13 protein-coding genes are annotated in these 17,914 nt (G+C 70.3%); 9 read left to right on the top strand and 4 right to left on the bottom strand.

The features are described from left to right. Positions 1-78: 78 nt before the first annotated feature. The 4 genes from OG885_RS27585 to OG885_RS27570 all read left to right on the top strand — a co-directional run bounded on the left by OG885_RS27585 (position 79) and on the right by OG885_RS27570 (position 6,121). Positions 79-1,452 (top strand): ABC transporter substrate-binding protein, encoded by a 1,374-nt coding sequence (locus OG885_RS27585; protein ID WP_405736233.1) that lies wholly within the window; start codon positions 79-81, stop codon positions 1,450-1,452. A gap of 76 nt (positions 1,453-1,528) precedes the next feature. Continuing rightward, positions 1,529-2,809, top strand: coding sequence for a carbohydrate ABC transporter permease (locus OG885_RS27580; protein ID WP_405742906.1), 1,281 nt, complete (start codon positions 1,529-1,531; stop codon positions 2,807-2,809). Next, on the top strand, positions 2,806-3,705 hold the full coding sequence (locus OG885_RS27575; protein ID WP_405736231.1) for a carbohydrate ABC transporter permease: 900 nt from the start codon (positions 2,806-2,808) through the stop codon (positions 3,703-3,705). The genes OG885_RS27580 and OG885_RS27575 overlap by 4 nt, the downstream gene beginning before the upstream one ends. Positions 3,706-3,871: 166 nt before the next feature. Continuing rightward, the gene (locus OG885_RS27570) at positions 3,872-6,121 is read left to right on the top strand and encodes a CDP-glycerol glycerophosphotransferase family protein (RefSeq protein WP_405736228.1); all 2,250 of its coding nucleotides are present in this window, start codon (positions 3,872-3,874) and stop codon (positions 6,119-6,121) included. A 176-nt stretch (positions 6,122-6,297) separates the two neighbouring features. Here OG885_RS27570 and OG885_RS27565 read toward each other — a convergent pair whose 3' ends face one another. Next, positions 6,298-6,711 (bottom strand): organic hydroperoxide resistance protein, encoded by a 414-nt coding sequence (locus OG885_RS27565; protein WP_329338431.1) that lies wholly within the window; start codon positions 6,709-6,711, stop codon positions 6,298-6,300. A 116-nt stretch (positions 6,712-6,827) separates the two neighbouring features. On the opposite strand from OG885_RS27565, the gene OG885_RS27560 reads away from it, so the two are divergent. The 3 genes from OG885_RS27560 (at position 6,828) to galE (ending at position 9,674) form a co-directional block, all read left to right on the top strand. Next, positions 6,828-7,295: a MarR family winged helix-turn-helix transcriptional regulator gene (locus OG885_RS27560; RefSeq protein WP_405736224.1), complete on the top strand. Its 468-nt coding sequence runs from the start codon at positions 6,828-6,830 to the stop codon at positions 7,293-7,295. A gap of 55 nt (positions 7,296-7,350) precedes the next feature. Continuing rightward, positions 7,351-8,610 carry a glycosyltransferase 87 family protein gene (locus tag OG885_RS27555; protein WP_405736222.1) on the top strand — a complete coding sequence of 420 codons (1,260 nt, stop codon included), beginning with the start codon at positions 7,351-7,353 and terminating at the stop codon, positions 8,608-8,610. A gap of 83 nt (positions 8,611-8,693) precedes the next feature. Next, positions 8,694-9,674, top strand: a complete 981-nt coding sequence (galE, locus tag OG885_RS27550) for a UDP-glucose 4-epimerase GalE (protein ID WP_405736220.1) — start codon at positions 8,694-8,696, stop codon at positions 9,672-9,674. Positions 9,675-9,755: 81 nt separating this feature from the next. Here the strand turns inward: galE and OG885_RS27545 are convergent, their stop codons facing one another. Further along, positions 9,756-10,394 (bottom strand): TetR/AcrR family transcriptional regulator, encoded by a 639-nt coding sequence (locus tag OG885_RS27545; RefSeq protein WP_405736218.1) that lies wholly within the window; start codon positions 10,392-10,394, stop codon positions 9,756-9,758. A 203-nt stretch (positions 10,395-10,597) separates the two neighbouring features. Between OG885_RS27545 and OG885_RS27540 the strand changes: the two genes are divergently transcribed. Both OG885_RS27540 and OG885_RS27535 read left to right on the top strand, forming a co-directional pair. After that, positions 10,598-11,527: an ABC transporter permease gene (locus OG885_RS27540; RefSeq protein WP_405736216.1), complete on the top strand. Its 930-nt coding sequence runs from the start codon at positions 10,598-10,600 to the stop codon at positions 11,525-11,527. After that, on the top strand, positions 11,520-12,374 hold the full coding sequence (locus OG885_RS27535) for an ABC transporter ATP-binding protein (RefSeq protein ID WP_405736214.1): 855 nt from the start codon (positions 11,520-11,522) through the stop codon (positions 12,372-12,374). The genes OG885_RS27540 and OG885_RS27535 overlap by 8 nt, the downstream gene beginning before the upstream one ends. Here the strand turns inward: OG885_RS27535 and OG885_RS27530 are convergent. Together OG885_RS27530 and OG885_RS27525 are read right to left on the bottom strand one after the other, a co-directional pair. Continuing rightward, entirely contained in the window at positions 12,371-12,760 is a 390-nt protein-coding gene (locus tag OG885_RS27530) for a GtrA family protein (protein ID WP_405736212.1), read from the bottom strand. The genes OG885_RS27535 and OG885_RS27530 overlap by 4 nt on opposite strands. A 134-nt stretch (positions 12,761-12,894) precedes the next feature. Beyond that, entirely contained in the window at positions 12,895-17,835 is a 4,941-nt protein-coding gene (locus tag OG885_RS27525) for an NAD-glutamate dehydrogenase (protein ID WP_405736210.1), read from the bottom strand. Positions 17,836-17,914: the final 79 nt, after the last annotated feature.

Genomic DNA, 17,914 nt, shown 5'->3' with positions numbered 1-17,914 from the left:
GACCCCATGCCCCCGGCGTAGACCAGAGGCCACGGGACAGCGCTCGACGTTCGACGACGAACGAAGAACGGGGCAGTGATGCGCAGCACGAGCAGCACCTACCGGACACGCAGGGCCATGGCGACGGCCGCGGCCCTCCTCGCGGGAGCCCTGGTGCTCACCGCGTGCGGCGGAGACGACGACAACGCGAGTGACAACGAGAGCAAGGGCACGGACAACAGCACCTCCGTGACGCTCCCCAAGCTCGACGGCCAGACCCTGGAGGTCGCCGCCGTCTGGACCGGAGCGGAGCAGGAGAACTTCACCCAGGTCCTGAAGGAGTTCACCAAGCGCACCGGCGCCAAGGTCAAGTTCGTACCGACGGGCAACAACACCTCCACCTTCCTCGGCGCCAAGATCGAGGGCGGCCAGCCGCCGGACGTGGCGTTCCTGCCGCAGGTCGGTGTGCTGAAGCAGTTCGCGGAGAAGAAGTGGCTCAAGCCCCTCGGGGCGGAGGCCAAGGCCCAGTTGGACAAGAACTTCTCCCAGGGCTGGCGTGACCTCGGGGCGGTGGACGGTCAGCAGTACGGCGTCTATGCGAAGGCCGCCAACAAGTCGCTGATCTGGTACAACACCGCGGCCTTCGACGCGGCCGGGATCACGGAAACGCCGAAGACATGGAAGGAGTTCCTCACCACCGCGCAGACGCTGTCCGACGCCGGTTCCCCCGCCGTGTCGATCGGCGGCGCCGACGGCTGGACGCTGACCGACTGGTTCGAGAACGTCTATCTGTCCCAGGCCGGGCCGGAGAAGTACGACCAGCTCGCCCAGCACAAGATCAAGTGGACGGATCCGTCCGTCAAGCAGGCCCTCACCACGCTCGCCGAGCTGTGGGGCAAGGACGAGCTGATCGCGGGTGGCCGCAAGGGCGCGCTGGACACGGATTTCCCGAAGTCGGTCACCCAGGCCTTCACCGGTGACACCCCGGCCGCGATGGTCTACGAGGGCGACTTCGTGACCGCGAACATCAACGCCGACACCAAGGCGAAGGTGGGCACGGACGCCAAGGTCTTCCCGTTCCCGGCGGTCGGCGCCGACTCCCCCGTGGTCAGCGGCGGTGACGTGGCCGTGGCGCTGAAGGACGGCAAGGGCGCCCAGGCGCTGCTGACGTTCCTCGCCTCCACCGACGCGGCCGAGATCTGGGCGGCGCAGGGCGGCATCCTCTCCCCCAACAAGGAGATGGACCAGAGCAAGTACAAGGACGACGTGACCCGGCAGATCGCCAAGGCGCTCATCGACGCCGGTGACGACTTCCGGTTCGACATGTCCGACCAGGCCCCGGCGGCCTTCGGCGGCACGCAGGGCACCGGCGAGTGGAAGGACCTCCAGGACTTCCTGAGCAACCCGAGCGATGTCGCGGGCGCCCAGCAGAAGCTGGAGGCCGACGCGGCCAAGGCCTACGGGTCGAGCTGACGCCGTGGCCTCGGTGGCGAACTCGACGGAGGGCGCCGGCGCACTGCCGACGCCCTCCGTCCCTCCGCGCAAGAGCGTGACGCGGACCAGACTGTGGGTGGCGGTGCTGTTCCTGCTGCCCGCGCTGGTCCTGCTCGGCGCGCTCGTGGTCTACCCGATCGGGTACTCGATCTGGCGCAGCCTCTACGACGCCGGCGGCTCGAACTTCATCGGCCTGGACAACTACGGCGACATCTTCAGCAACGACGCCACGCTGACGGCCGTACGCAACACGGCGATCTGGGTGGCGGTCGCGCCGGCCGTCGTCACCGCGTTCGGTCTGATCTTCGCGGTGCTGACCGAACGGGTGCGCTGGGGCACGGCGTTCAAGCTGATCGTCTTCATGCCGATGGCGATCTCGATGCTCGCGGCCGGGATCATCTTCCGGCTGGTGTACGCGGCGGACCCGGATCAGGGGGTCGCCAACGCGGTGGTGACGAGCGTGCACGACGCGTTCGTGGACTCCTCGGTCTATCCGAAGGCCCGGCCGAACGCGGCGGTGAGCGATCTGAAGGCCTCCGGCGGCGGTTCGTTCACCACGACCGGCACGGTGCGGGCCGGCACCCCGGCGCTGCTGCCGCTCGTCGGCATCGCGCCCAACAAGCTGCCCGGCACCCCGGAGGCCGCGAAGGAGGCCACCGGCGACGGCGTCGACGGCACGGTCTGGCTGGACTTCAAGCTGGGCGGCGGCGGTACGAAGGGCGAGATCGACGCCGGTGAGAAGGCGCTGAAGGGCGTCAAGATCGAGGCCGTGAAGAACGGCGAGGTCGTCGCCTCCACGAAGAGCGGCGCCGACGGCACCTTCCATCTTCCCGGCGAGGCGGACGGGGCCCAACTGAGGCTCCCCGGCTCGAACTTCGCGGCGCCCTACAACGGCATCGACTGGCTCGGCCCGACCCTGGTCACCCCGGCGATCATCGGGGCGTACGTATGGATGTGGGCGGGCTTCGCGATGGTGCTGATCGCGGCCGGGCTGGCCGGGGTCGACCGCAACCTCCTGGAGGCGGCCCGGGTCGACGGCGCCAATGAGTGGCAGGTGTTCCGGCGGATCACGGTGCCGATGCTGGCGCCGGTCCTGGTCGTCGTCCTCGTCACGCTGATGATCAACGTGATGAAGATCTTCGACCTGGTCTACATCATCGCCCCGCAGCCCACCATGGACGACGCCAACGTGCTGGCGCTCCAGCTCTACCAGGCGTCCTTCGGCGGTGGCAGCAGCTACGGCCTCGGCAGCGCGATCGGTGTCATCCTGCTGCTGCTCGTGCTGCCGGTGATGTGGATCAATCTGCGACGGCTGCGGAAGGAGCGTGAGCGGTGACCACTCTCGACACGACCGCCACTCTTGACACGACCGTGCGCGCCAAGCGTTCCCTCGCCGCCCGGGTGGCGAGCGGGGCGGCCGGCGGGGCATTGCGGATCTTCCTGATCTGTATCGCGCTGGTCTGGCTGGTGCCGACCTTCGGGCTGCTGGTCTCCTCGTTCCGCGATCCGACCGACATCGCCGCCTCGGGCTGGTGGAAGGTGTTCAGCGCACCGGGCCAGCTGACCGCGCACAGCTACGAGACGCTGCTGAAGAACGAGACGATCACCGACTCCCTGTTCAACACCATCTGGATCACGGTTCCGGCGACCTTGCTGGTGGTGCTCTTCGGGGCGATGGCGGGTTACGCCTTCGCGTGGCTGGACTTCAAGGGCCGCGACACCTGGTTCATGGTCGTGGTGGGCCTGTTGGTGGTGCCGGTGCAGGTGGCGCTGATCCCGCTGACCGTGCTGTTCCGGGAGCTCGGGATCTTCGGCGACATCATCGCCGCGGTCCTGTTCCACGTCGGCTTCGGACTGCCGTTCGCGATCTTCCTGTTGCGCAACTTCTTCGCGGAGATCCCCCGGGAACTCCTGGAGGCGGCGCGCCTGGACGGGGCGGGCGAGGCCCGGCTGTTCGCCACCGTCGTCCTGCCCCTCGCGGCCCCCGCACTCGCCTCGCTGGGCATCTTCCAGTTCCTGTGGGTGTGGAACGACATGCTGGTGGCGCTGGTGTTCACCAACGCCGACTCACAGCCGCTGACGGTCGCCCTGCAGCAGCAGGTACGGCAGTTCGGCAGCAACATCGAGATCCTGGCGACCGGCGCCTTCATCTCGATGGTCATCCCGCTGATCGTGTTCTTCGCGTTCCAGCGGCAGTTCGTGTCCGGCGTGATGGCGGGCGCGGTCAAGTAGCGCGTACGACACGGAGGTTGACGTGGCGGAGGGGGCGGGCCGGGAGCGGTCCGCCCCCTCACGCGCGCCCGGAGTCCCCCGTATGCCGCAAGCGTCGTAACCAAGTCACTCCACCGGCCGTTCCCGGGCCGAACGCCCGCGCCGACCCCACCCCCATGGATGTGCCTTGCCCAGGTTCAGTGTCATCGTCCCCGCGTACGAGGTCCAGGCGTATCTGCACGCGTGCCTGGAGTCGGTGCTCTCCCAGTCGTACCCGGATCTGGAAGTGATCGCCGTCGACGACCGCTCGCCGGACGCCTGCGGTGAGATCGTCGACGAGTTCGCGGCCCGCGACCCCCGGGTGCGGCCGGTGCACCTCGCCGAGAACCGGGGACTCGGCCCGGCCCGCAACGCCGGTCTGGCGGCGGCGACCGGCGACTACGTGGTGTTCCTGGACGGCGACGACACCCTCACCCCGGACGCGCTCCGGGCGATCGCCGACCGGCTGAAGGAGACGGGCGAGCCGGACGTGCTGGTCCACGGGCACGCGCACACCGACTGGCGGGGCGTGACCGCCGACGACGGGCCGGGCCTCCAGCTCACCGAGCAGGGACCCGCGCCGTTCCGCCTGGAGGACCGCCCCGGGCTGCTGCGGCTGACCACGGCGGCCTGGAACAAGACGTACCGGCGGGAGTTCGTGGAACGCGCGGGCCTGCGCTTCCCGCCCGGCCACCACACGGACATCCCCTGGACGTACCCGGCCCTGATGAGGGCGGAGACCCTCGCGACCCTCGACGGGGTGTGCGTGCACCACCGGCAGCGGCGGCGCCGGGGCGACGCCTCCGGCCGCCACTTCGACGTCTTCGACCAGTACGACCGGCTCTTCGCGTTTCTCGACCAGCATCCCGAACTCGCGCGCTGGCGGCCGGTGTTGTTCCGCCGCATGGTCGACCAGCTGTCGGCGGTGTTCGCCGAGTGCCGGGGCACCCGCGCCGCGTTCCTGAGCAAGGCCCGTGACCACTACCGCCGTTACCGCACTCCGGGCCACCCGGTCCCCCTGCGCGCACGCCTGCGCCACACCCTGGTCCGGCTGAACCTGCACCGCACCTACCGCGCGTCGGTGGCGGCGAAGCGGCTCGGGCGTCGGACCGCGGCCCTCGCCACCCGCCTGGCCAGGTCCCTCCGCACGGTGACCCTGCGGCTCCACTACCGGGTCCAGCTCCGCCTTCCCCTGCGCGCGGACCGCGCGGTCTTCGCCGCCCACCGGGGCCACGGCCACGGCGGCAATCCGGGCGCCCTCGAATCGGCGTTCCGTGCTCTCGCCCCGCACATCCGCACGGCGTGGATCGCCGACCCCGAGTACCACCACACGATCCCGGCCGCCACGCGCCGCGTCCGCCCCGGCACCGCCGCCTACTGGACGGCGCTGGCCCGTTCCAAGTACCTCGTCGACGACGTCGGGTTCGACCGCCGTCTGGTCAAGCGCCCCGGCCAGGTCCTCGTCCAGACCCAACAGGGCACACCCCTCGCGCACATGGGCCTGGACCTCCTCGAACACCCCGCCGCAGCCCGGGACATGGACGTCGAGGCCCTCCTTGAGGACGTCGACACCTGGGACTACGTCCTGTCCGCCAACCGCCACGCCACCCTGACCTGGGAGCGCGTGTTCCCCGGCGGCTACACCACACTGCCGTACGGAAATCCCCGCAACGACGTGTTCCAGCGGGCCACTTCGGAGGACGTGCGACGGCTGCGCGAGCAACTCGGTATCCCGGAGGGCACGGTCGCCATCCTGTACGCGCCGGCCCACCGCGACTACCGCCGCACCCAGCGCCCCGCCCTCGACCTGGACCGCGTCCTGCGCCGCCTGGGCCCCCGCTTCGTCGTACTGGCCCGCGCACACCACCGTCACGAGGGCCCGCGCGCCGCCGACCCGTCCCGGGTCATCGACGTCACCGGCCACCCGAGCGTGGAGTCCCTCTGCCTGGCCTCGGACGCCCTGGTCACCGACCACTCGTCCCTGATGTTCGACTACGCGGGCCTCGACCGGCCGATCGTGGTCCACGCCGCCGACGACGACTACGCGGCCTACGAGGCGGCCCGCGGCACCTACTTCGACCTGCGCTCCTTCCCGCCGGGCGCGGTCGCGCGCAGCGAGGACGAGCTGATCGACATCTTCGCCACCGGCCACTGGCGCGGCTCCCGCTCCACCCAGCTGCGCTCGGCGTTCCGTGAGCGTTTCTGCCCGTACGACGACGGCCGCGCCGCCGAGCGGGTCGTACGCCATGTCGTGCTGGGCGAGACCGGGTCGCCGCCGGTGCTGCCGCTCGCCGACCGGTACCCCGTGCCGTCCGCGGCGGCCGCCCTGGCACACTCCCCGCTGACCACGGTGCCACGGCCCGCGTCGCCCTCGGCCACGCTCACCGACAGCATCTGATCGCCCCTCGTCTCCCGGAGTCACCATGCCGTCCAGTCCGTCCCGGCCCACCCCGACCCGGCCGTCCACCTGGCGCCCGGCCGGTCGTCCCGGCCGCTGAGGGAACACGAAGCCGAGAAACGCGAAGGGCCGGTGCGGGAAGCACCGGCCCTTCGTACGCGTGACGTTCGTGACGACTACTCGATGACGAGCTCGACCGGGACGTTGCCGCGGGTGGCGTTGGAGTACGGGCAGACCTGGTGGGCGGTCTCGACGAGCTTGCGCCCCGTCGCCTCGTCGACACCGTCCGGGAGCTCGACGCGGAGCGTCACCTTGAGGGCGAAGCCCTCGCCCTGCTTGCCTATGCCGACCTCGGCGGTCACCGCGGCGTCGCTGACGTCGACCTTGGCCTGCCGGCCGACGAGACCGAGGGCGCTGCCGAAACAGGCGGCGTAACCGGCGGCGAACAGCTGCTCGGGGTTGGTGCCCTGACCGTCGCCGCCCATCTCCACCGGGAAGCTCAGCGGGAGGTCGATCTTGCCGTCGTTGGAGACGGCGCGACCCTCGCGGCCGTGGGTGGCGGTGGCGACAGCGGTGTAGAGCGCGTCCATGGAAAACCAGTCCTCTCGGAGGTCGTGACTCGGGGGTCGTGAACCCGATGACCACAAGTAGAGCACACAATTCAGTTGTGCACAATCTAATTGCTCGACCGAGCTATCCTGGAGTCATGACCTCGCCCACGACCGACTGGCTCCGCCTGGACCAGCAGATCTGCTTCTCGCTGCACGCGGCGTCCCGCGCCTTCAACGGCGTCTACCGCGTGATCCTCAAGGACCTGGGGCTCACCTACCCGCAGTACCTGGTGATGCTGGTCCTGTGGGAACAGGGCGATCTGCCGGTCAAGAAGCTCGGCGAACACCTGCGCCTCGACTCCGGCACGCTCTCGCCGCTGCTCAAGCGGCTGGAGGCGGCCGGCCTGGTGCACCGTGAGCGCAGCGTCCGCGACGAGCGGTCGGTGGAGGTGCGGCTCACCGAACAGGGGCGGGCCCTGCGTGAGCACGCCCTCCAGGTGCCCCGCCGCATCGCCGGCGCGACCGGCTTCGACGTGGACGAGATCCGCGAGCTGCGGGCCCGCCTGGACGAACTGACGACGGCCCTGGACACGGCGGCGTCGAACGCGGCGGCACAGGAGTAGCCACCCGCACGTATGGGCACGAAATCGGCGATCCGGCGCCTTACGATCCGCCGTGATGAGACCTCGCCCCGCCCTCCTCCTGCCCGCCGCCTGGCTCACCACCCGCGCCCTGATGCTGTGGCTGCTCGCCCACGACACGCTGCCCCTGCTGGGCGGCGGCGGTGTCGCCCGTGAGGTGTGGCGGCTGTACGCCCACTGGTACGGCGTCCTGACCACCGGCGCCTTCCCCGCGCACGACCCGCTGTGGCAGTACCCGCCCGGCGCGGGCCCGGTCCTGCTGTCCCCGGCCCTGCTGCCCGGCCTGACGTACTTCCAGGCGTTCGTGGGCCTGACCCTCCTCGCCGACGCGGCGATCACGTACGCGCTGGCCCGCGCGGGTGCACGCCCTGGCCGCAGTCCGCACGGCGCCGCCCTCTGGACCGGCGGTCTCCCGCTCCTCCTGCACGTCCCGCTCGCACGCTACGACGTGCAGGTCACGGCCCTGGCCGTCCTCGCGCTGTTGACGCTGCCGCGCTCCACGCGTGTGTGCGGCGCGTTCGCGGCGCTGGGCGCGCTGGTGAAGGTGTGGCCGGTGCTGGTGCTGCTGGGCGTGGAGCGGGGCCGCGCGACCCGGTCGGCATGGCGGTGGGCGGCGCTGACGGGGACGGCGGCCCTCGCCCTCCTGCTGGCCCGCTTCGACAACCCCCTCGCCTTCCTGCGCCAACAGGGCGGCCGGGGCGTGCAGATCGAGTCGCTCGGCGGCACGGCCCTCGCCCTCGCCACCCACGCCGGCTGGCCGGGCACGGTCCGCTACCAGTACGGCGCCCTGGAGTACACGGGTCCGTACGTCTCCCTGATCGCCCACGCCTCCCTCGTCGCCACCGCGGCCGCCGGCGGCCTGCTGCTGTGGTGGCGGGTGCGGGCCAGGCGCTGGACGCCGGCGACGCCGTACGACGCGGCGCTCACGGCCGTGCTGCTGTTCACGGTGACCAGCCGGGTGATCAGCCCGCAGTACCTGGTCTGGCTGCTGGGGCTGGCCGCCGTGTGCCTGACCTCGCGGCACACCGCACAGCGCCCGGTGGCCGCGCTGATCGTGGCCGCGACGGCGGTCAGCGCGGTGGTGTACCCGGTCCTGTACGCCGAGGTGGAGGCCGCGACCTGGACGGGCTGCGCGCTGATGCTGCTGCGCAACGCGCTGCTGGTGACGGCGGCCACCCTGTCCTTCACGCGCCTGTGGCGCACGACGGGCGCCCGCCCGGAACCCCTGCGCGCGCCCACCCGTTCGCGGGGTGTGTCCACAGCCGTCTCCGGCGCCACCCCCGGCCTGGTTGACTGACACCGCTGCCGAGCACGCGCCGAGCACGCCCACCACCACGACCACGATGACCACCACGCTCACTGACGAGGGGACGGCCGTACATGACCTGGCTGATCACCGGCGGCGCCGGATACATCGGGGCGCACGTCGTACGGGCGATGACCCAGGCGGGCGAGGGCACGGTGGTGTACGACGACCTCTCGACGGGCATCGCCGAGCGGGTCCCGGACGGGGTGCCGCTGGTGGTCGGCTCCACGCTGGACGGCGAGCGGGTGGCGCGCGCGCTGGCCGACCACGGGATCACCGGGGTCGTGCATCTGGCGGCGAAGAAGCAGGTGGGCGAGTCGGTCGATCTGCCGCTGCACTACTACCGGGAGAACGTGGAGGGTCTGCGCGTCCTGCTGGAGCAGGTGACCGGGGCCGGGGTGCCGTCGTTCGTCTTCTCCTCGTCGGCGGCCGTGTACGGCATGCCGGACGTGGAGCTGGTCACGGAGGAGACCCCGTGCGCGCCCATGTCGCCGTACGGCGAGACGAAGCTGGCGGGCGAATGGCTGGTCCGCGCGACGGGCCGGGCGACGGGCCTGGCCACCGCGTCCCTGCGCTACTTCAACGTGGCGGGCGCGGCGACCCCCGCCCTCGCCGACACCGGCGTCTTCAACCTGATCCCCATGATCTTCGAGAAGCTCACGGAGAACGCGCCCCCGCGCATCTTCGGCGACGACTACCCGACCCCCGACGGCACCTGCGTCCGTGACTACATCCACGTGGTCGACCTGGCCGAGGCCCATGTGGCGGCGGCCCGCGCCCTGCGCTCCGCGCCCGGCCGTGACCTCACCCTCAACATCGGCCGCGGCGAAGGCGTCTCCGTCCGCGAGATGATCGACCGTGTCAACGCCGTCACCGGCTACGACCGCCCCCCGACCGTCACCCCCCGCCGCCCCGGCGACCCGGCCCGCGTCGTCGCCTCCGCCGACCGCATCACCGCCGAACTCGGCTGGAAGGCCCGACATGACGTGGAGGACATGATCACCTCGGCCTGGGAGGGCTGGGTACGACTTCACCCGGCGGCGACCCGCGGCTGAGCCCGGCCGGGCAGGGGCCTACGGCACCACGGCACCACAGCGCCTGGGCCATCCAAGCGGCCGTCCGGGCGCCTGCACCGCCTACAACGCCTTGATCGCCGCCGCCGTGGCCCGCGCGAGGGCGTCGAGGTACCCCTTGGGCAGCTTCGGGCTGCGGATCACGACCGACCGCCAGTACAGCGGCCCGGAGATCAGGTCCAGGGCCAGCTCGTCGTCGCGGCCCACCCGGACCTCACCGCGCTGCTCCGCCGCCACGATGATCTTGCTGGCGACACCCTCCTGACCGTCCCGCAGCGCCTTCTGCACGGCCTCGGCGATCTCGGGATTGCGGGCCGCCTCGGCCTGGAGGTCCGGCAGGATCTGCGAGGCCACCGGGTGCCGCAGCGCCCTTGACGTCATCTCGTACAGCAGCCGCAGATCACTCTCCAGGGCGCCCGTGTCCGGCACCGGAAGCCCCTGCACGGCGAGCGCCGACACCACGTCGAGCACCAGGTGCAGCTTGGAACGCCAGCGGCGGTACACCGCCGTCTTGCCGACGCCCGCGCGGCGCGCGATCCCCTCGATGGACATCCGCGCGTAGCCGACGGCCGCGAGCTCCTCGAAGACGGCCGCCCGGATGGCTTCCGTCACGTCCTCGCGCAGCACGGCCGCCCCGGCGGGTGCCCGGCGGCGCGGACGCGTCTGAGGCTCCTCGGCGTTGGTCGTCATACGGACCAGCATAGGGGCGTTACGACGATACGGGATCGTCCCCACGCAACGCGTCACGACGAAACGGTTGCGTTCCGACGCCCAGTCGGCCTACGCTCACGTTGCGACGATACGGTCCCGTCCCGACGTAAGAGAACGTGAAGAGTCACGTAAGGAAACTCCCGGCGACGAGCCCGGTCACCGCACCCCACCCCCCTTGAGCGAAAGCAGCGGATGTGAGCCAGGTCCTCCACACACCGCCCCCGACGGAGGCGACGCCCCCCGCGCCCGCCGCCGGCGACCTCGCGGCCCTCGCCGCCCGCCACGGCCTCTCGGTCAGCGGTGCCCGTCCGACGCTGTCCGAGTACATCCGCCAGCTGTGGGCCCGGCGCCACTTCATCACCGCGTTCTCGACCGCCAAGCTCACCGCCCAGTACAGCCAGGCGAAGCTCGGCCAGATCTGGCAGGTGATGAACCCGCTGCTCAACGCGGCGGTGTACTTCCTCATCTTCGGTGTGCTGCTCGGCACCAAGAAGGGTGTTCCGGACTACGTCCCGTTCCTGGTGACGGGCGTGTTCATCTGGACGTTCACCCAGAGCTCGATCCTGGCGGGCACCCGCGCGATCTCCGGCAACCTGGGCCTGGTGCGCGCCCTGCACTTCCCGCGGGCCGCGCTGCCGATCTCGTTCTGCCTCCAGCAGCTCCAGCAGCTGCTGTTCTCCATGTGCGCCCTCGTCGTCATCCTGCTCTGCTTCGGTGTGCCGGTGGCGGCGTCCTGGGTGCTGGCACTCCCGGCGCTGGTCCTGCAGTTCGTCTTCAACGCCGGCGTCTCGATGGTCATGGCCCGGCTCGGCGCCAAGACCCCGGACATCGCGCAGCTGATGCCGTTCGTGCTGCGTACGTGGATGTACGTCTCAGGCGTCATGTGGAGCATCGAGCACCTGGCGAGCAAGCACAGCGACTGGCCGTCGTGGGTGGTCCCCGTCCTCCAGGCCAACCCGGCCGCGATCTACATCGACCTGATGCGCTTCGCGCTGATCGACAGCTTCCACGCGAGCCAACTGCCGGCCCATGTGTGGCTGATCGCGACGGGCTGGGCCCTGCTCGCCGGAGTCGGCGGCTTCATCTACTTCTGGAAGGCTGAGGAGACGTACGGCCGTGGCTGAGAACGCGAACATCAACGACCAGGTACCCGCCCCCACCGTGATCGCGGACAGCGTGGACATCGTCTACCGCGTCAACGGCACCGGCGCCGGCAAGGGCTCCGCGACCGCCGCCCTCAACCGCATCCTGCGCCGCGAGAAGACCGAGAAGGCGTCCGGCGTGCGCAAGGTGCACGCCGTGAAGAAGGTGTCGTTCGTCGCCTACAAGGGCGAGGCCATCGGCCTCATCGGCACCAACGGCTCCGGCAAGTCGACGCTGCTCAAGGCCGTCGCCGGCCTGCTCCCCGTGGAGAGCGGCGCCATCTACACCGACGGCCAGCCCTCCCTGCTCGGCGTCAACGCGGCCCTGATGGGCGACCTCACCGGCGAGCGCAACGTCTACCTCGGCGGCCTCGCGATGGGCATGTCCCGCGAGCAGGTCAAGGAGCGCTACCAGGAGATCGTCGACTTCTCCGGCATCAACGAGAAGGGCGACTTCATCACCCTGCCCATGCGCACCTACTCCTCCGGCATGGGCGCCCGGCTCCGCTTCTCCATCGCCGCCGCCAAGGACCACGACGTCCTCCTCATCGACGAGGCCCTCGCGACCGGCGACCGCTCCTTCCAGAAGCGCTCCGAGCAGCGCATCCGCGAACTGCGCAAGCACGCCGGCACCGTGTTCCTGGTCAGCCACAACAACAAGTCGATCCGCGACACCTGCGATCGCGTCCTGTGGCTGGAGCGCGGCGAGCTGCGCATGGACGGCCCGACGGAGGACGTCCTGAAGGAGTACGAGGCCTTCACCGGCGACAAGACGGACAAGACGGCGGCGAAGCCCAAGGCCAAGGCGAAGCCGAAGGTCGCCGTCTAGGACCGGCTGAGCGCTTCGTGCGGCACCGCCCACGTGCGGCGGACCAGGAACCGGAAAGCCGACGCGAGTACGAGGGACACGGCCTTCACGGCGTTCGAACCGAGCGGTCCGTGAAGGCCGAGGCCGTGATAGCCGACGTAGAACAGTCCGCTCTCCATCACCACGCCGATCCCGCGGAAGGCGAAGAACAGAGCGGGGCGCTCACCGATCCCCACCTCGCGGTCGTGGTGGGCGAGGAGGCGCAGGCCGAGGTAGTTCGTGAACACGGCGATGACGCTCGCGAGCACCGTCGCCACCAGGGCCCGCCGGCCGAGCCCGTGCAGCAGCACATTGAAGACGGCGAAATTCACCACGGCACCGCTGCCGCCGACAACCCACGCGTTCACGGCACAACTCTTAGCGGGAAACGGTAATTCGTGGCCCTCCCCTTTGCCTAAAGCAAGCCAAGAAAAGGGCGCCCCGAGCCGATTCCCGGCCCGGGGCGCCCTGTTGCTCGTACTGCACTACGAGCTCGTACGGCCTACGAATGCGTCCGCAGCAGTGTGCGCATCGTCCGCATGGCCACCGACAGGTTGGCGAGGTCGAACGTCTCCGAGCCCTGGATCTCCTCCAGGGTCGTGCGCGCCCGGCCGAGGATCGCCGCGTTCTTCTCCTCCCAGGCCTTGAAGCGCTGCTCGGGGGTGGAGGTGCCGTTGCCGACCGCGAGGACGTCCGCGGTCAGTGCCGCGTGGGCCGCGTAGAGGTCCTCGCGGATGGAGGCGCGGGCCATGGACTGCCAGCGGTCCGCGCGGGGCAGCTCGATGATGCGGTCCATGAGCTGGGTGATGTGCAGCCGGTCGGCGAGGTCGTAGTAGACCTCGGCGACGTCCAGCGGCTTCTTGCCCATGCGGTCGGCCACCGAGACGATGTCGAGCGTGGGGAAGGCGGAGGAGAACCCGGCCACGCGCGTGGCGAGTTCGTCCGGCACGCCGCCGCCCGACAGCTCGTCGTAGATCTGCTGGTACCACTCCAGGTCCGCGCCCCGGAGCAGCTTCGGCAGCTGCGACCACACCTGCTCGACGCGCTCCCCGAAGAACTCGACGGTCTCGGCGAGCTGGAGCGGCTGCGGCCGGTTGTTGAGCAGCCAGCGCGTGCCGCGCTCGACGAGCCGGCGCGAGTGCAGCCGGATACGGGTCTGTACGGCGGCCTCGACCCGGTTGTCGAGGGACTCCACGCCGTCCCACACGGCGGCCGAGCGGAAGATCGCGCGGGCCGCGGTCTGCGCCCGGACGATCTCCTCCAGGGAGGCCCCGGTCTCCTCGCGCAGCCGGTGCAGATACGTCGTACCGCCTGTGTTGACCGTGTCGTTGACCAGGACGGTCGTGGTGATCTCACGGTGCAGCGGATGGTTGTCGATGTGCTCCGGGAACTGCTCCCGCAGGGCCTTCGGGAAGTACGTGTGCAGCAGACCGTGCAGATACGGGTCGTCCGGAAGCGAGGTGTGCAGCAGCTCCTCGGCGACCGTGATCTTCGTGTACGCCAGCAGGACGGCCGTCTCCGGGCTGGTCAGGCCCTGTGCGGCGCCGAGGCGTTCACGGATCTGCCGGTCGGTGGGCAGGAACTCCAGGGCCCGGTCCAGCAGTCCGGCACGCACCAGGTGGCGCATGTACCGCTGCTGGGCGTGGAGCATGTCCTTGGACTGGGCGAGCGCGTTGGCGATCGCGGTGTTCTGCGCGTAGTTGTTGCGCAGGACCAGGCGACCGACCTCGTCGGTCATCTCGGCGAGCAGCTTGTTGCGCTGCTTGACCGTCATGTCGCCCTCGGTGACCAGGCCGTTGAGCAGGATCTTGATGTTCACCTCGTGGTCGGAGGTGTCCACGCCCGCGCTGTTGTCGATGGCATCGGTGTTGATCTTGCCGCCGTGCAGCGCGAACTCGATCCGGCCGAGCTGGGTCAGGCCCAGGTTGCCGCCCTCGCCGACGACCTTGACGCGCAGGTCGGCGCCGTCGACGCGGATCGGGTCGTTGGCCTTGTCGCCGACGTCCGCGTGCGTCTCCGCGCTCGACTTCACGTACGTGCCGATGCCGCCGTTCCACAGCAGGTCGACCGGCGCCTTGAGGATGGCCTTCATCAGGTCGGCCGGCGTCATCTTGGAGACCTTGCCCTCGATACCGAGGGCCTCGCGGATGTGCGCGTTGAGCGGGATGGCCTTGGCGGTACGCGGGAACACGCCGCCACCGGCCGAGATCAGCTCGGTGTCGTAGTCGGCCCAGCTGGAGCGCGGCAGCTCGAAGACGCGGCGCCGCTCGGCGTAGGAGGTCGCCGAGTCCGGCTTCGGGTCGATGAAGATGTGCCGGTGGTCGAAGGCGGCGACCAGGCGGATGTGCTCGCTGAGCAGCATGCCGTTGCCGAACACGTCACCGGACATGTCACCGATGCCGACGACCGTGAAGTCCTCGGTCTGGGTGTCGACACCCAGCTCCCGGAAGTGCCGCTTGACGGACTCCCAGGCACCGCGCGCGGTGATGCCCATGCCCTTGTGGTCGTAACCGGCCGAGCCGCCGGAGGCGAAGGCGTCACCGAGCCAGAAGTTGTACGACTCCGCGACCCCGTTGGCGATGTCGGAGAAGGTCGCGGTGCCCTTGTCGGCGGCGACGACCAGGTAGGTGTCGTCCCCGTCGTGCCGGACGACGTCGGCGGGCGGGACGACCTCGCCGGCGACCATGTTGTCGGTGATGTCGAGCAGCGCCGAGATGAACACCTTGTAGCTGGCGATGCCCTCGGCCAGCCATGCCTCCCGGTCCACGCTCGGGTCGGGCAGCTGCTTGGCGACGAAGCCGCCCTTGGCGCCCACCGGCACGATGACGGTGTTCTTCACCATCTGCGCCTTCACCAGGCCGAGGATCTCGGTCCGGAAGTCCTCACGCCGGTCGGACCAGCGCAGACCACCGCGCGCGACCTTGCCGAACCTGAGGTGGACGCCCTCGACGCGCGGGGAGTAGACCCAGATCTCGAACGCCGGGCGGGGCGCGGGCAGGTCCGGGATGGCCTGCGGGTCGAACTTCATGGAGACGTAGTCGTGCGGCTTGCCGCCGGCGGCCTCCTGGAAGAAGTTCGTGCGCAGGGTCGCCTTGATGACGGTCAGGAAGGAGCGCAGGATGCGGTCCTCGTCGAGGCTCGCCACCTGGTCGAGCGCCGCGTCGACCTCTTCGAGGAGCGCGTCCACGATCTCGCGCCCGGCCCGCTGCCGGTCCGGCGACATCCGCGCCTCGAACAGGGAGACGAGCAGGCGCGTGGTGTGGACGTTGTTGCGGAGGGTGTCCTCCATGTAGTCCTGCGAGAACGTGGAGCCCGCCTGGCGCAGGTACTTGGCGTACGCCCGCAGCACCATCGCCTGCCGCCAGCCGAGGCCCGCGCTGAGCACGAGGGCGTTGAAGCCGTCGTTCTCCGCCTTGCCGGTCCAGGTCGCGGCGAACGCCTCCTGGAAGCGCTCACGGCCGTCGTCGCCGAGGTAGTCCCCGGCGCCGTTCTGCGACTTGGGCATGCGCAGACCGAAGTCGTAGATCCAGGCCGTCGTACGGTCCGAGCAGCGCAGTTCGTACGGCCGCTCGTCGGTCACCTCGACGCCGAGGCGGCTGAGCACCGGCAGCACCGCGGACAGGGAGACGGCCTCGCCCTTGCGGTAGATCTTGAAGCGGCGTTCCTCGGGGGCCGAGCCGACCGGCTCGTACAGGCTCAGGGCGAAGTTGTTCTCCTCGGTGAGCTGCTCAAGGTGGCACAGGTCGGCGACGGCCGCGCGCGGGGTGTGGTCGGCCTTGTAGCCCTCGGCGAAGGCACTGCCGTAGCGGCGCAGCAGCTCGGCGGCGCGCTCCTCGCCCAGCTCACCGGTGAGGGCCTCGGCGAACCCGTCGGCCCAGGAGCGGGCGGCCTCGACGAGGCGGGCCTCGATGCGCTCCTTGTCGCTGTCGCTGAGCTCGGGCAGCTCGGTGCCCTGCGGGACCCGGACCACGAAGTGCAGCCGGGACAGGATCGACTCGGTGTTCCAGGCGGTGAAGTCGACGCTGATGCCGCCGAGCTCCTCCTTCAGGATGTCGATGATCCGCAGCCGGACACCGGTGGTGTACCGGTCGCGGGGCAGGTAGACGAGGGCCGAGTAGTAGCGGCCGTACTCGTCCTGGCGCAGGTAGAGCCGCAGCCGGCGCCGCTCCTGGAGGTAGAGGACGCTGGTGACGATGGACTGGAGCTCGTCGGCCGGGGTCTGGAAGAGCTCGTCGCGCGGGTAGGTCTCCAGGATCTGGAGCAGGTCGCGCCCGTCGTGGCTGTTGGGCGAGAACCCGGCACGCTGGAGCACCTCGTCCACCTTGCGGCGGATGACGGGCACGCGGCGGACGGACTCGGTGTAGGCCGCGGAGGAGAACAGCCCGAGGAAGCGCCGCTCACCGACGACGTTGCCCTCGGCGTCGAACTTCTTCACGCCGATGTAGTCGAGGTACGACGGCCGGTGCACGGTCGCGCGGCTGTTGGCCTTGGTCAGCACCAGCAGCTTGTGCTCGCGCGCCTTGGCCCGGGCGTCGGCGGGCAGCCGCTCGAAGGAGGGGCTGACCGGGTGGCTCTCGTCCTCAGCGTGATGCGGGTCGGAGCGCAGGATGCCGAGGCCGGTGCCCGGCACGGCGGCGAGGGAGTCGTCCTCGCGGAGCTGGTACTCGCGGTACCCGAGGAAGGTGAAGTGGTCGGCGGCCAGCCAGCGCAGCAGCTCACGGGCCTCCTCGATGTCCTGCTCGCGCAGATCGGAGGCGACGGGCTCGGCGGGCAGCTCCTCGGCCATCCGCAGCGCCGCGTCCCGCATCTTCTCCCAGTCCTCGACCGTCTCGCGGACGTCCGACAGCACCCGCAGCAGATCGGCGGTGATCTGCTTGAGGTCCGCGCGGTCGGTCTCGCGGTCGATCTCGACGTGGATCCAGGACTCGGTGTGCGCGTCGTGCGGAAGCTCGCTGCGGTCGCCGGCGGGGCGCTGCGGGAGCACCTCGATCAGCTGCCCCGTGAGATCCCTGCGGACGACGACCTGCGGGTGGATGACGACGTGGATCCCACGTCCCTGCCGGGTCAGCTCGTTGGTGACCGAGTCGACCAGGAAGGGCATGTCGTCGGTGACGACCTCGACGATCGAATGACTGCACGCCCAGCCGTTCTCCTCCACGGTGGGCGTGAGGACCCGCACGTTGGCCGTGCCCTGTGGCCGGTTCTCGGCCAGCCGGTAGTGGGAGAAGGCGGCTCCGAAGACGTCGACCGGGTCGCGGTCGGTGAGGTCCTCCGGGGCGGTGTGCAGGTAGTAGCGCTGGAGGAACGCGAGCACGGACTCCCGGTCAGGGGTGCCCTCGTCCGTCGTCCCGGTCGGTAGATGCCCCCCGACCGGGCTGTTCTCAGCTACCCGGGCGGCCCTCTCGAGCAGCTCGGCCTTGGCTTCGTCCAGCTTGGTCTGCATGGTCCTCTGGCTCCTGTCGCGCGCCGTTGCGTGACGTTGAAGGAAGTTCGGTCTCTTCCTCAGCGGCTCTACGCCACGG

It is taken from the genome of Streptomyces sp. NBC_00028, assembly GCF_045041065.1.
In the GTDB taxonomy this organism is placed as follows: domain Bacteria; phylum Actinomycetota; class Actinomycetes; order Streptomycetales; family Streptomycetaceae; genus Streptomyces.
This window is presented reverse-complemented; position numbering and strand designations above follow the sequence as displayed.